This is a genomic window from Streptomyces sp. NBC_00328, from assembly GCF_036139655.1.
In the GTDB taxonomy this organism is placed as follows: Bacteria; Actinomycetota; Actinomycetes; order Streptomycetales; family Streptomycetaceae; genus Streptomyces.
This window is the reverse complement of sequence record NZ_CP108013.1, coordinates 2908807-2922857: the sequence shown is the minus strand read 5'-3', so window position 1 is coordinate 2922857 and position 14051 is coordinate 2908807. Positions and strand designations below refer to the sequence as shown.

The 14051-nt window shown below is 70.9% G+C and carries 10 protein-coding genes; 7 read left to right on the top strand and 3 right to left on the bottom strand.

All coding sequences use genetic code 11. The annotated features are described in order from the left end of the window. Window positions 1-123 precede the first annotated feature (123 nt). Window positions 124-1035: a carbohydrate kinase family protein gene (locus OG485_RS12810; protein ID WP_328668462.1), complete on the bottom strand. Its 912-nt coding sequence runs from the start codon at window positions 1033-1035 to the stop codon at window positions 124-126. After that, on the bottom strand, window positions 1032-2105 hold the full coding sequence (locus tag OG485_RS12805; RefSeq protein WP_328668461.1) for a LacI family DNA-binding transcriptional regulator: 1074 nt from the start codon (window positions 2103-2105) through the stop codon (window positions 1032-1034). Before OG485_RS12805 ends, OG485_RS12810 begins: the two co-directional genes overlap by 4 nt. A gap of 319 nt (window positions 2106-2424) precedes the next feature. Between OG485_RS12805 and OG485_RS12800 the strand changes: the two genes are divergently transcribed. Next, window positions 2425-2853: a Rieske (2Fe-2S) protein gene (locus tag OG485_RS12800; RefSeq protein WP_328668460.1), complete on the top strand. Its 429-nt coding sequence runs from the start codon at window positions 2425-2427 to the stop codon at window positions 2851-2853. Between the two features lie 48 nt (window positions 2854-2901). Here the strand turns inward: OG485_RS12800 and OG485_RS12795 are convergent, their stop codons facing one another. Then, a complete protein-coding gene (locus OG485_RS12795; RefSeq protein ID WP_328668459.1) occupies window positions 2902-3849 on the bottom strand; it encodes a hypothetical protein in 948 nt (315 codons plus the stop codon). A gap of 439 nt (window positions 3850-4288) precedes the next feature. On the opposite strand from OG485_RS12795, the gene uvrC reads away from it, so the two are divergent. From uvrC to gap, 6 genes are all read left to right on the top strand, one after another. Then, complete coding sequence (gene uvrC / locus OG485_RS12790) at window positions 4289-6388, top strand: excinuclease ABC subunit UvrC (protein WP_328668458.1); 2100 nt, start codon at window positions 4289-4291, stop codon at window positions 6386-6388. Then, complete coding sequence (gene rapZ, locus OG485_RS12785; RefSeq protein ID WP_328668457.1) at window positions 6385-7404, top strand: RNase adapter RapZ; 1020 nt, start codon at window positions 6385-6387, stop codon at window positions 7402-7404. Before uvrC ends, rapZ begins: the two co-directional genes overlap by 4 nt. Further along, complete coding sequence (locus OG485_RS12780; RefSeq protein WP_328668456.1) at window positions 7401-8471, top strand: gluconeogenesis factor YvcK family protein; 1071 nt, start codon at window positions 7401-7403, stop codon at window positions 8469-8471. Before rapZ ends, OG485_RS12780 begins: the two co-directional genes overlap by 4 nt. Next, window positions 8462-9451: a DNA-binding protein WhiA gene (whiA, locus tag OG485_RS12775; protein WP_328453718.1), complete on the top strand. Its 990-nt coding sequence runs from the start codon at window positions 8462-8464 to the stop codon at window positions 9449-9451. The genes OG485_RS12780 and whiA overlap by 10 nt, the downstream gene beginning before the upstream one ends. Window positions 9452-9863: 412 nt before the next feature. Next, the gene (locus OG485_RS12770; protein ID WP_328668455.1) at window positions 9864-12821 is read left to right on the top strand and encodes a M14 family metallopeptidase; all 2958 of its coding nucleotides are present in this window, start codon (window positions 9864-9866) and stop codon (window positions 12819-12821) included. Window positions 12822-13011: 190 nt separating this feature from the next. After that, a complete protein-coding gene (gene gap / locus OG485_RS12765) occupies window positions 13012-14022 on the top strand; it encodes a type I glyceraldehyde-3-phosphate dehydrogenase (protein ID WP_328668454.1) in 1011 nt (336 codons plus the stop codon). Window positions 14023-14051: the final 29 nt, after the last annotated feature.

Genomic DNA, 14051 nt, shown 5'->3' with positions numbered 1-14051 from the left:
TTCCACCGGACCGGTCGGCCGTGTCGCGACGGACGGCGCCCCGCGGGAACTCCCCGCGGGGCGCCGTCCGTCGCGAACACGACCGCACGCGGTTCGAGGGCCGAGGGAGGGCGGTCCGGTGTCCTACAGGTCGCCGAGTTCGCGGGCGTACGGCGGTTCGGCTCCGGCGCGGGAGCAGGTGACGGCCGCCGCGCGGGCCGCGAAGCGCAGAAGCCCGGTCCAGCCCCGGGGGCCCAGCTCCGCCAGCGCGGTCGGGGACAGGGCGTCCCGGACGGAAAGGCCGTGCAGCAGTGCCGCGTTCACGGTGTCACCGGCGCCGATGGTGTCCACCACGTCCACCGGTTCGCCGGGCACGGAATGCACCGCGCCGTCCCGGGTGAACGCGGTCAGACCGTCACCGCCCTGGGTGATCACCACCGCCGAGGGACCGGCGGCCAGCCACTCGCGCGGGGTGCCGCCGAGCCACCGGGCGTCCTCCTCGGACAGCTTGAGCAGCGACACCGACGGCAGCCAGGTCTTGAACCGGGCCCGGTAGGCGTCCGGGTCGGGGATCAGACCGGCGCGGATGTTCGGGTCGAGGGCCGTGAAGACGCCCTGCGCGGTGGCGGTCCGCATCAGCTCCTCGTACGCGCTCGCGCCCGGTTCCAGGACGAGTGAACAGGTCCCGAAGGACACCGCCCGTGCCCCGACGGGGAGTCGGTCCGGGGCGGTGAAGAGACGGTCCGCCGTGCCCTCGACGTAGAAGGAGTAGGCGGCCGAGCCGTCCGCCCCGATCGTGGCGACGGCCAGCGTCGTCGGTTCACCCCCGCGCTGTACGGACGACACGTCGACGCCGGCGTCCACGAGTCCGTCGAGGAGTGCCTCGCCGAACGCGTCGCGGGAGACGCGGGAGCAGAAGGCCGTGGCCGAGCCGAGACGGCCGAGCGCCACCGCCGTGTTGTAAGGGCCGCCACCCAGGCGAGGCAGTAGTTCTGCCAGGGCGCCGGAGTCCCGCGGCACCAGATCGATCAGAGCCTCACCGGCGACGACGATCACGACTCGGGTCCTTTCCTCGGTATCCCGGTCCCGGGACTCTCGGTGTGTGCGACGCCTTCGGGGCAGCCGCACGAGGTGCGGTGGACGAAGGCGGAGGGAAGCCGGACGGTGCGGCACTCCAGGTGCGGGGACGCCAGCCGTTCCAGGAGCAGCCGGACGGCCGTGGCTCCGATCTCCTTGCTCGGCTGGGCGATCACGGTGAGCCGTGGTGTGAACAGATCCGCCCAGGAGAAGTCGTCGAAGCAGCACAGTGCCAGGTCCCCGGGCACGGACAGACCCCGGTCGCGCAGGGCCCGGAGCGCACCGACGGTCATGGCGTTGTCGGCGGTGACGAGCGCGCCCGGCGGCGCCCCGAGCGACAACAGCCGGTGGGTGGCCTCCTCGGCCGCCTCCGTCCGGGAGTCGCCGTGCGCCACGAGCCGTTCGTCGTAGGGGAGCCCGGCCCGCGCGAGGCCGTGCCGGTAGCCGGTGATCCGTTCCGCCGTGGTACTGAGTCCGGGCAGGCCCGCGACCAGCCCGATACGCCGGTGCCCCCGCTCGGCGAGGTGGGTCACCAGGCTCGCCATGGGCGCGGTGTTCTCGGAGCAGACCTGGTCGTAGGGGAAGCCGCTTCCGGCGGGGGCATCCACGAGGCGGTCCAGGAAGACGGTGGGTACGTCGTGCTGCTCGAGGTAGCGCAGGAGCGCGTCGGGAGTCGCCGACGGCGCGATGATCATTCCGTCCACGCGCCGTTCGTGCAGCAGCCGGACGACTTTGCGCTCGTGCCCGGGGTCGTCGTGCGGATCGGCGATCAGCAGGCCGTAGCCGTGCTCCAGGGCCCCGGCCTCGACGCCCTGGAGGATCTCCGTGAAGTAGGGGTTGCTGATCGCCGACACCGCGAGGCCGATGGACCGCGTACGGGAGGTGACGAGTGAACGGGCGAGGGTGTTGGGCGTGTAGCCCAGCTCGTCGATCGCGTCGAGAACGGCCTGGCGTGTCACGGGCAGCACCGGGCGGGTGCGGTTGAGGACGTGCGAGACGGTCGCGATGGACACGCCCGCCCGCCGGGCCACATCGGCCATCGTCGCCATACCGCTCCTTCCCGGGTCCCGGTCGCCGACCGTGAGGAAGCCCCGGTGCCGGCCGGCGGACGGAACCGGGGCGCCGACGCCGCCCCGCCGCTCGCCGGACGGACCCGGTCGCTCGCGGGTGAACGTATCTCATCCGGCTCCCTCGCGTAAACGCTTACGCATACGTTTGCGCAAGCGTTTACGTCCGGGGTCGCACGAACCCACCCCACGACGAGCGGGACGATCCGTGCCGGTACGGTCGGTGCGCGGTTCCCTTGCCGTGTTCAGCCCCGTCGCCGTCGGCGGAGTGTCCGCCGGCACCCTGACCAGTGGAGATGCCATGTCCGGCCGTCCGTCCGCGAGCCGTCGTACCGTCCTGCGGGGAGCGGCGCTCACCCCGGTCGCCGGGCTCGGCCTCGCCGCGTGCTCCGGCGGTGGCGGTGGTGGCGGGACCCCCGCCACGCCGACCGCTCCCGTCGTCCTCGGCTCGGGGAGAGAGGTCTCCAAGGGGGGTGCTCAGCTCTACGAGGACCACAACGTCGTGGTCAGCCGCGCCGAGGACGGTTCGCTCAAGGCGTTCAGCTCGATCTGCACCCATGCGGGGTGCGCCATCAACAAGCTGCAGGGCACGACCCTCGTGTGCCCGTGTCACGGCAGCGAGTTCGACGCCGGGACCGGCAAGGTGCTGCGGGCACCGGCCACCGTGCCGCTCCACGAACTGTCCGTCGAGGAGAAGAACGGGAACGTCGTCGCGGGGCCGGGCGCCTGAGCCCGGGTGCGGTCACCGGCCCGGCCGGGTCCGCACCCGGGCGGGCGGTCACTCCCAGTCCCAGCCGATCCCGACGATCCCGGACCGCACGCGCGGCTCGACCAGGTGCACCGAGCGGTGGTGACCGCTCAGCGGCAGTTCCTGCCGGCCGCTGCGGGGCGCGGCGGCCGAGTGCTGGGTGAAGCGGTGACAGCGCACCGGCAGCGCGTTCTCGGTGAAGTGCACCTGGAGCGCGTACTGTCCGCCCGCGAAGCCGAAGCCCCGGACGTACTCGCTGGACGTCCCGGCCGTGCCGTCCTCGAAGGCGTAGCGGAAGAGGAACGTCTCGCCTGCCCGCAGCCGGGTGTCGAAGAGCAGTTCGGCGACGAGCACGCCGGTGTCGCGGTGCCAGCGCACCCGGCCCGTGCGGCAGTTCTCCAGGGCCCGGACCGTCGTCCGCTCCGGTGCGCATCCGGGGTCGCCGTGATGGGTGGCCACATAGCGGTCCACGCCGTCCTTGTGTGCGCGCACTATGTGGTGCGACTCGCGGCCCAGCAGTTCGCGACGGGCGCCTATGCGCACCCGCTCGTGATGGCCGAGCGTGTGCAGACCGCCGTCGAGCGGGGACTCCAGTTCGGCCAGCAGCCGTTCCAGGACACCGGAGGCCTCCACGAGGGAACGGTAGGAACGCCCCGTGGGACGTTCCGGAACCGAGCGCTCCTCGGCCTCGGCCAGCAGCCTGATCAGGGACTCGTCGGGAAGCTGGAGTATCTCCTCCAGGGCGCGGACCGCCCGCAGCGACTCGGGGCGCTGGGGGCGGCGGGCGCCCTGCTGCCAGTAACTCAGGCTCGTCACCCCGACTCTGACGCCGTATCGCGACAGATGGTGCTGCACGCGCTGCAGCGGCAGCCCGCGGGCGGTGATCGCTGCGCGCAGTGCGACGTGGAAGGGGCCGCCCCGCAGGGCCGTATCCAGTTCCGTCGTGGCGACGTCCGCGTGCTGTGTGCGGGTCCGCATGCAGGGGCCTTTCTGTGGATGTTCACCACGGCTGGTCAGACCGTGGGAGCGGTTCATCGGCGCCGCCCGGTGGGCGCGCGGGGGCTGTACACGCGCGGGATTCGCCGTTCACGCCCCGAGTTCCCCCGCATTGAAGCGTGTTGACCAAGTCCCGACAACACCTGATGCTCAACATGGCTCACCGCAGCCCCCCGGACGCGCTCCGTCCCTTCCCGACCCTCACCTGGGAGTCCGGCACGACGCGACCCCGGTGGCCGGAAACGACGCATCCCGGGCGCCGCGCAAAGATCGCGGGGGCGTTCGTCGCGGGAGCCCCCGCCGCGCTCGTCCTGAGCGTCCCGCAGCGCCCGCGCCGACGCCGCGGCCGGCTCCGCGAGGTTTTCCACAGGCGTACCGGGAGCCGGCCGCGCTGTCGGCCCGCGCCAGTAGGGTGTGTGACATGGCCGACCCCTCCAGCTACCGCCCCAAGCCGGGACAGATCCCGGACTCTCCCGGGGTGTACAGATTCCGCGACGAGCACCGCCGGGTGATCTACGTCGGAAAGGCGAAGAGCCTGCGTCAGCGCCTGGCGAGCTACTTCCAGGACCTGGCGAATCTCCACCCGCGCACCCGCACGATGGTCACCACGGCGGCGTCGGTGGAGTGGACGGTCGTGTCCACGGAGGTCGAGGCCCTTCAGCTGGAGTACTCCTGGATCAAGGAGTACGACCCCCGGTTCAACGTCAAGTACCGCGACGACAAGAGCTACCCCTACCTCGCCGTGACGATGAACGAGGAGTTCCCGCGCGTGCAGGTGATGCGCGGCCACAAGAAGAAGGGCGTGCGCTACTTCGGTCCCTACGGGCACGCGTGGGCCATCCGCGACACCGTCGACCTGCTGCTGCGCGTCTTCCCGGTCCGCACCTGCTCCGCCGGTGTCTTCAAGAACGCCTCCCGCACCGGCCGGCCCTGCCTCCTCGGGTACATCGGCAAGTGCTCCGCCCCCTGTGTCGGCCGGGTCTCGCCCGAGGAGCACCGCGGGCTGGCCGAGGAGTTCTGCGACTTCATGGCGGGCCGTACGGGGACGTACATCCGCCGGCAGGAACAGCAGATGATGCAGGCCGCCGAGGAGATGGAGTACGAGCGTGCGGCCCGGCTGCGCGACGACATCGACGCCCTGAAGAAGGCCATGGAGAAGAGCGCGGTCGTCCTCGCGGACGCGACCGACGCCGACCTCATGGCCGTCGCCGAGGACGAGCTGGAAGCCGCGGTCCAGATCTTCCATGTGCGCGGCGGACGCGTGCGCGGACAGCGCGGCTGGGTCACGGACAAGGTGGAGGCCGTCACCACGGGTGACCTCGTCGAGCACGCGCTCCAGCAGCTCTACGGCGAGGAGACGGGCGACTCCGTTCCCAAGGAAGTACTCGTCCCGGCGCTGCCCGAACCGGTGGAACCCGTTCAGGAATGGCTCACCGCCCGCCGCGGATCGAACGTGTCGCTCCGCATACCGCAGCGCGGCGACAAGAAGGCGCTCATGGAGACCGTGCAGCGCAACGCGCTCCAGTCGCTCGCCCTGCACAAGACCCGGCGTGCCTCCGACCTGACCACGCGCTCGCGTGCCCTGGAGGAGATCGCCGAGGCGCTCGGCCTGGACAGCGCGCCGCTGCGGATCGAGTGCTACGACATCTCGCACCTCCAGGGCGACGACGTGGTGGCCTCGATGGTCGTCTTCGAGGACGGACTCCAGCGCAAGAGCGAGTACCGGCGCTTCCAGATCAAGGGCTTCGCCGGCCAGGACGACGTCCGCTCCATGCACGAGGTGATCACCCGCCGCTTCAAGCGCTACCTCGTCGAGAAGGAGAAGACGGGGGAGTGGACGGACGGCGAGGACGCCGCGTCGGGGGCCCCGGAGCCGTCGGCCGACGCGAACCCCCTCTCCGGGAGCACGTTCCCGGAGGACGACGGCCGGCCCAAGCGCTTCGCCTACCCCCCGCAGCTCGTCGTCGTCGACGGTGGCCGGCCGCAGGTCGCCGCCGCCCAGCGGGCCCTCGACGAACTCGGCATCGACGACATCGCCGTCTGCGGGCTCGCCAAGCGCCTGGAGGAGGTGTGGCTGCCCGGCGAGGACGACCCCGTGGTCCTGCCGCGCAGCAGTGAGGGCCTGTATCTGCTCCAGCGGGTCCGGGACGAGGCCCACCGCTTCGCGATCACCTACCAGCGCGCCAAGCGGGCCAAACGCTTCAGGTCGGGCCCTCTGGACGACGTGCCGGGCCTGGGCGAGTCCCGCAAGCAGGCACTGATCAAGCACTTCGGCTCCGTGAAGAGGCTCCGGTCCGCGACGATCGACCAGATCTGCGAGGTCCCCGGCGTGGGCCGCAAGACGGCGGAGACCATCGCCGTGGCCCTCGCCCAGGCCGCTCCCGCGGCACCGGCCGTGAACACGGCCACCGGAGAGATCATGGAAGACGACGAAGACGCGGCGCCCGGGACGACGGCGGGCCCCGCGGAGGAGCCCGTGACCGCGGGCGCCTCGGACGAGCGACGGGGGCAGGAGACATGACCGAGAACGACGCGCGCGAAGAGGAACGTCCGGCGCAGGGCCGGGAAACACACAGCGAAACAGGCGAGGATCACGCGGAGCGTGAAGCGCCACAGGAAGACGGAGCACAGGTGGGTACGGGCATCGAGACAGCCGGGGCGGGAGTCCCGGACGCCGTCATTCCCGAGCTGGTGATCATCTCCGGCATGTCCGGAGCAGGCCGGTCCACGGCCGCCAAGTGTCTGGAGGACCTCGGCTGGTTCGTCGTCGACAACCTGCCGCCCGCCCTGATCCCCACCATGGTGGAGCTCGGTGCCCGCTCCCAGGGCAACGTGGCACGGATCGCCGTCGTCGTCGACGTACGCGGCCGGCGGTTCTTCGACAACCTCCGCGAATCCCTCGCCGACCTGGAGTCCCGCAACGTCACCCGGCGGATCGTCTTCCTGGAGTCCTCCGACGAGGCCCTGGTGCGCCGCTTCGAGTCGGTGCGCCGGCCGCACCCCCTCCAGGGCGACGGCCGGATCGTGGACGGGATCGACGCCGAGCGCGAGCTGCTGCGCGAGCTGCGCGGTGACGCCGACCTGGTCATCGACACCTCCAGCCTGAACGTGCACGAGCTGCGCGCCAAGATGGACGCCCAGTTCGCGGGCGACGAGGAGCCCGAGCTGCGGGCCACCGTCATGTCCTTCGGCTTCAAGTACGGCCTGCCGGTCGACGCCGACCTGGTCGTGGACATGCGCTTCCTGCCCAACCCGCACTGGGTCCCCGAGCTGCGCCCCTTCACCGGCCTGAACGAAGAGGTCTCGGCGTACGTCTTCAACCAGCCCGGCGCCAAGGAGTTCCTCGACCGCTACTCCGAGCTGCTCCAGCTCATCGCCGCCGGTTACCGGCGCGAGGGCAAGAGGTATGTGACCATCGCGGTCGGCTGCACCGGCGGCAAGCACCGCTCGGTGGCGACCGCGGAGAAGCTCGCCGCCCGCCTCGCCTCCCAGGGCGTGGAGACCGTGCTCGTGCACCGGGACATGGGGCGCGAGTGACCGGACGTACTTCCCTGCGGCTGAGCCGGCTGCGCCGGGAGACTCCCGGGAACCGAGCCGGCCAGCCGGCCGCGGCGCGCGGTGCCAAGCCGCGCCGCCGCGGTACGCAGCCCAAGGTCGTCGCCCTCGGCGGCGGCATGGGGCTGTCCGCCTCGCTCGCCGCGCTGCGCCGGATCACCGGCGACCTCACCGCCGTCGTCACCGTGGCCGACGACGGCGGCTCCAGCGGGCGGCTGCGCGACGAGCTGGGCGTCCTGCCGCCCGGCGACCTGCGCAAGGCGCTGGCGGCGCTGTGCGGCGACGACGACTGGGGCCAGACCTGGGCCCGCGTCATCCAGCACCGCTTCCAGTCCAAGGGCGAACTGCACGAACACGCGGTCGGCAATCTGCTGATCGTCGCGCTGTGGGAGCAGCTCGGCGACCATGTCCAGGCACTCGACCTGGTCGGCAAGCTGCTCGGCGCGCACGGCCGGGTGCTGCCCATGTCCGCCGTGCCCCTGGAGCTCCAGGCCCTGGTCAAGGGACACGACCCCGACCGGCCCGACGAGATCGGCACCATCCGGGGCCAGGCGAACGTGGCGCTCACCCCCGGCGAGGTCCAGTCCGTGCACGTCGTACCGCACGATCCGCCGGCCGTGCCCGAGGCCGTGGCCGCGGTCCTCGACGCGGACTGGGTGGTTCTCGGCCCCGGCTCCTGGTTCTCGTCGGTCATTCCGCATCTTCTGGTGCCCGAGCTTCTGGACGCACTGAGCCAGACCCGGGCGCGCCGGGTACTCTCCCTGAACCTCGCACCGCAGCCCGGAGAAACCGAAGGCTTCTCCCCGCAGCGTCATTTGGAGGTTTTGGGGCGACACGCCCCTAAACTCGCCCTGGACGTGGTGCTGGCCGACGAGGCCGCCGTGCCCGACCGTGAATCTCTCGCCGACGCCGCCCAGCGGTTCGGTGCCGCGGTCGAGCTGGCGCCGGTGGCCAGGACCGACGGATCTCCGCGGCACGATCCGGAGCTGTTGGCCGCCGCGTACGACCGTATTTTTCGGATGCATGGAAGGATCGGCCCATGGCGATGACGGCAGCGGTGAAGGATGAGATCTCCCGGCTTCCCGTCACCCGGACCTGCTGCAGGAAGGCGGAGGTCTCCGCCGTCCTGCGGTTCGCCGGCGGCCTTCACCTGGTGAGCGGCCGGATCGTGATCGAGGCGGAGCTGGACACCGCGATGGCGGCGCGCCGGCTGAAGCGGGACATTCTGGAGATCTTCGGCCACAGTTCCGAACTGATCGTGATGGCGCCCGGCGGACTGCGCCGCGGGTCGCGCTACGTGGTGCGTGTCGTCGCGGGCGGTGACCAGCTGGCCCGTCAGACAGGGCTCGTGGACGGGCGTGGACGCCCGATCCGCGGACTGCCGCCGCAGGTGGTCTCGGGGGCCACCTGCGATGCCGAGGCGGCCTGGCGCGGGGCCTTCCTGGCCCACGGCTCGCTCACCGAGCCCGGCCGTTCCTCGTCCCTCGAGGTGACCTGCCCGGGGCCGGAGGCCGCGCTCGCGCTGGTCGGCGCCGCCCGCAGGCTGTCGATCGCGGCGAAGGCCCGCGAGGTGCGCGGCGTGGACCGGGTGGTCGTCCGCGACGGCGACGCGATCGGCGCGCTGCTGACCCGCCTCGGCGCGCACGAGTCGGTGCTGGCCTGGGAGGAGCGGCGGATGCGCCGTGAGGTCCGCGCCACGGCGAACCGGCTCGCCAACTTCGACGACGCCAACCTGCGCCGCTCGGCGCGTGCCGCCGTCGCCGCCGGTGCCCGCGTCCAGCGCGCCCTGGAGATCCTCGCGGACGAGGTGCCGGAGCATCTCGCCGCCGCCGGACGGCTGCGGATGGAGCACAAGCAGGCTTCGCTGGAGGAGCTGGGCGCGCTCGCCGACCCGCCGCTGACCAAGGACGCCGTCGCGGGCCGTATCCGCCGGCTGCTGGCGATGGCCGACAAGCGGGCGCAGGACCTCGGGATCCCCGGGACGGAGTCGAGTCTGTCCGAGGAGATGGCGGACAACCTCGCGGGCTGACCCGGATCCGCGGGGCGGCGTGAGAGACGTGAGCGAGTCCCAACACGCGCGGGTGGCGCGAAACCGCGCGATTTCCGGGTCCGGGGGCGTGACGGACGTGCGGGACCCTCGGAGCAGCGGGGGTGGCGCGAAAGAGGCATGCGATTCCCGGACCCGCGGGGGCTGCGCGAGAAGCGCGCGGTTCCTGGACCCGCGGGGTCCGTGTGAAAGGTGCACGCGATTTCCGGACCCGCGAGGGCCCTGTGAAAGAACGGCCGGATTGTCTGACGGAAGCTCACTGTGCCGGTGCCGACGCCCACTTGGGGGATCGGCACCGGCTTCGTCGTCCCGCGAGGCACCCTTGACTTGACCATGAAGTGTCATGAGCCTGGCATCCGTTCGCTGCTGTGGCGGACCAGTGCAAGGGGGACTCATGAGACGAAGAGCGAGCGCGATCCTCGCTACCGGCGCGCTCCTGCTGGGCGGTGCGGCCGTGGCGCCGGTCGCCCGGGCGCAGGACGGCAGTTCACCCGAGCCCGACGCGAACGCCGTGAAGGTGTTCCGCGCGGAGGTCACGAAGCAGCAGGTACCCCTGCTGCTCGCGGCCGGCCAGGACAGTCACGAGCTCGGCGACACGACCTGGAAGAACGGCAGGAGCACGGTCGAGGTCTACGTCACCGACCGGCAGGCCAGGAAGCTGGAGAAGCAGGGCGTCGACCTCACCGAGCACACGCTCTCCGCCAAGGCGGAGAACCGGGTCGCGGACGCCGCCCAGGGGGTGTTCCGCCCGTACAGCGGGAAGGGCAACCTCCAGGAGGAGATCATCCGGACGGGTCAGGCCAACCCCGGCCTGACCAAGGTCGTCTCCATCGGAAAGACCCTGAACGGCCAGGACATCCTCGCGGTCAAACTGACCAAGGGCGCGCGGAAGACCAAGGACGGCTCCAAGCCGTCGGTGCTCTACATGTCCAACCAGCACGCGCGCGAGTGGATCACGCCCGAGATGACGCGGCGGCTGATGCACTACTACCTGGACAACTACTCCACGGACAAGCGCGTCAAGAAGATCGTCGACTCCACCGAACTGTGGTTCGTCCTGTCGGCCAACCCCGACGGCTACGACTACACCTTCAAGGACGCCGACACCCGCCAGTGGCGCAAGAACCTGCGGGACGTGAACGGAGACGGCGTCATCGCCACGGGTGACGGTGTCGACCTCAACCGCAACTTCGCCTACAAGTGGGGCTACGACGACGAGGGTTCGTCACCCAACCCCACCAGCGAGACCTACCGCGGCGCGAGTCCCGCGTCCGAGCCCGAGACCAAGGCGCTCGACACCTTCGAGAAGCGCGTCGGCTTCACGTACGGGATCAACTACCACTCCGCAGCCGAACTGCTGCTCTACGGAGTGGGCTGGCAGGTGGCGACGCCGACGCCGGACGACGTGCTCTACAAGTCGCTCGCCGGAACCCCCGAGAACTCCGCGATCCCGGGCTACCACCCGCAGGTCTCCTCGGAGCTCTACACCACCAACGGTGAGGCCGACGGCCACGCGGGCAACGTCAACGGCACGGCGATGTTCACCCCCGAGATGTCGACCTGCCAGACCGTCTCGGACCTCGACCCGGACGACGCCTGGAACGCGGCCGACTGCGCCTCGGTCTTCACCTTCCCGGACGACGAGAAGTTGATCGAGCAGGAGTTCGAGAAGAACGTCCCGTTCGCGCTCTCCGTCGCCGAGACCGCGGCCCACCCCGACCGGCCGTCCTCCTCGGTGGGCCTCGACGCGCCCGACTTCACCCCGGCCGCCTTCACGACGTCGTACTCCCGCGGCGCCGACCAGGAGGTCTCCGTCGTCGTCCGCAAGTCCGTACGCGACAAGAAGCTCAAGTACCGCGTCGACGGCGGCCGTACCCACGAGGCGGCGCTCAGGCCCTGGCGGGGCGGGGAGAGCTACGGCGGCAGGGACAACCTCTACTTCGACGAGTACCGCGCCAGGATCGAGGACGGCGCCCCCGGCGACAAGGTCGAGGTCTGGTTCACCGGCGAGACCCGGAGCGGGAAGCCGACCTCCAGCACCCGCTTCACCTACACCGTGGCCGAGCGGCCAAGGGCCGACGTGCTCGTGGTCGCCGAGGAGGGCGCGGCCGCCACGCAGGCCCAGACCTACGTCGACGCGCTGAAGGCCGCCGGAAAGAAGGCCCTGGTCTGGGACGTCGCCACCCAGGGCGCCCCGGACGCGCTCGGCGTCCTCGACCACTTCGGGACCGTCGTCCACTACACCGGCGCCCTGCGGCCCGGCAACGCCACCCAGCTCCAGCTGCGGGCCTACCTCAACGAGGGCGGCAAGCTGGTCGAGGCGGGCGAGCTGGCCGGCGGCAGCGTCGACCTCGGCGGCGGCACCCTCTCGAACGACTTCAGCCAGTACTACCTGGGCGCCTACTCGCGCACGTCCACGCCCGGAGCCAAGGGCTTCAGCGGCTCCGGCGAGCTCGACGGCGCCACCGGAACGCTGGGCGACGCGCCCGGCAACCCGCTGAACGCGGCGGGCACCTACGGCGTCACCTCGGACTCGCTCTCCGCGGCGCAGTACCCGCAGTTCGCCTCCGCCGCGGGAGCGGGCCTCTTCAGCGGGACCGTCAACCCGTACGGGCCGTACGAGGGCTCCTACATGGCCGCCGCGGTGCACACCGACGACGCCTACAAGCGTCTGACCCGCACCATCGACCTCACCGGGGTCGCCGCCGCCGACAAGCCGACGCTGCGCTCCCAGATGCTCTGGGACACCGAGCCCGGCTATGACCACGCGGTCGTCGAGGTCCACACGACCGGGGCCGACGACTGGACCACGCTCCCCGAGGCGGGCGGTGCCACCTCGGCCGCCGTCCCGACCGAGTGCGAGGCCGGCTTCTTCGCCCGGGAACACCCCTGGATCAAGCACTACCTGACCGTGAGCGCGGCGGGCTGCACCGCCACGGGGTCCAGCGGACAGTGGAACAGCCTCACCGGGGCGTCCAGCGGCTGGCAGCCGGTCGCCTTCGACCTGAGCGCGTACGCGGGAAGGTCGATCGAGGTGTCGGTCAGCTACATCACCGACCCGAGCACGGGCGGCCACGGCCTCCTCGTCGACAACACCTCCCTCGTGGCCGGCGGCAACGCCGTGGACACGGAGGGCTTCGAGGCGTCCCTCGGTCCCTGGAGCGTCGCGGGTCCGCCCGCGGGCAGCCCCGCCGTCCTGCGGGACTGGGCACGTACCGGTGAACTCTTCAGGACGTACGGAGCGGTCACCACGGACGGCACGGTGCTGCTGGGCTTCGGCCTGGAGCACGTCGCCGCCGCGGCCGACCGCGCGGCCCTCATCGGCAAGGCGCTCTCGGCACTGGAGAACTGACAGTCCGTGACAATCGCATGATCGACATGGGTGATCCGTACCCTACTGACGGGTACGGATCACCCTGCCGTGTATGGCCGTGCTCGATGTCACTCCGGGGCCTTCAGGGAGGTAGGGTCGGAGGCGGTCGGGGACATCCCATACAACTCGCCGACACTTGAGTCGGCGTACCTAACGAGGAGATCGGTTCGTGACGATCCGCGTAGGCATCAACGGCTTTGGCCGCATCGGTCGTAACTACTTCCGCGCGCTGCTGGAGCAGGGTGCTGACATCGAGATCGTGGCTGTCAACGACCTGGGTGACACCGCGACCACCGCCCACCTGCTCAAGTACGACACCATCCTGGGCCGCCTCAAGGCCGAGGTGTCGCACACCGCCGACACGATCACCGTCGACGGTCACACGATCAAGGTCCTGTCCGAGCGCAACCCCGCGGACATCCCGTGGGGCGAGCTGGGCGTCGACATCGTCATCGAGTCGACCGGCATCTTCACGAAGAAGGCCGACGCCGAGAAGCACATCGCCGGCGGCGCCAAGAAGGTCCTCATCTCGGCTCCGGCCAAGGACGAGGACATCACCATCGTGATGGGTGTCAACCAGGACCAGTACGACCCGGCGAACCACAACATCATCTCCAACGCCTCCTGCACCACCAACTGTGTGGCGCCGATGGCCAAGGTTCTCGACGAGAACTTCGGCATCGTCAAGGGCCTGATGACGACGGTTCACGCGTACACGAACGACCAGCGCATCCTGGACTTCCCGCACTCGGACCTGCGCCGCGCCCGCGCCGCCGCCGAGAACATCATCCCGACCACGACCGGTGCCGCGAAGGCCACCGCCCTGGTCCTCCCGCAGCTCAAGGGCAAGCTGGACGGCATCGCCATGCGCGTCCCGGTCCCGACCGGCTCGGCCACCGACCTGGTCGTGACGCTCCAGCGCGAGGTCACCAAGGACGAGGTCAACGCCGCGTTCAAGAAGGCCTCCGAGGACGGCGACCTCAAGGGCTTCCTGGCGTACACCGAGGACCCGATCGTCTCCTCGGACATCGTCAGCGACCCGGCCTCCTGCACCTTCGACTCCTCCCTGACCATGGTCCAGGAGGGCAACACGGTGAAGATCCTCGGCTGGTACGACAACGAGTGGGGCTACTCCAACCGCCTCGTCGACCTCACGGTCTTCGTCGGCGGCCAGCTCTAATTCCCGGAGCAGGCACCTCGATGTGAGCC

Excerpts from the sequence above, each read along its gene's own strand:
- OG485_RS12805 (WP_328668461.1), bottom strand. The coding sequence starts at position 2,105 with ATGGCGACGATGGCCGATGTGGCCCGGCGGGCGGGCGTGTCCATCGCG.
- OG485_RS12770 (WP_328668455.1), top strand. The coding sequence starts at position 9,864 with ATGAGACGAAGAGCGAGCGCGATCCTCGCTACCGGCGCGCTCCTGCTG.
- whiA (WP_328453718.1), top strand. The coding sequence starts at position 8,462 with ATGGCGATGACGGCAGCGGTGAAGGATGAGATCTCCCGGCTTCCCGTC.
- OG485_RS12795 (WP_328668459.1), bottom strand. The coding sequence starts at position 3,849 with ATGCGGACCCGCACACAGCACGCGGACGTCGCCACGACGGAACTGGAT.
- rapZ (WP_328668457.1), top strand. The coding sequence starts at position 6,385 with ATGACCGAGAACGACGCGCGCGAAGAGGAACGTCCGGCGCAGGGCCGG.
- OG485_RS12800 (WP_328668460.1), top strand. The coding sequence starts at position 2,425 with ATGTCCGGCCGTCCGTCCGCGAGCCGTCGTACCGTCCTGCGGGGAGCG.
- uvrC (WP_328668458.1), top strand. The coding sequence starts at position 4,289 with ATGGCCGACCCCTCCAGCTACCGCCCCAAGCCGGGACAGATCCCGGAC.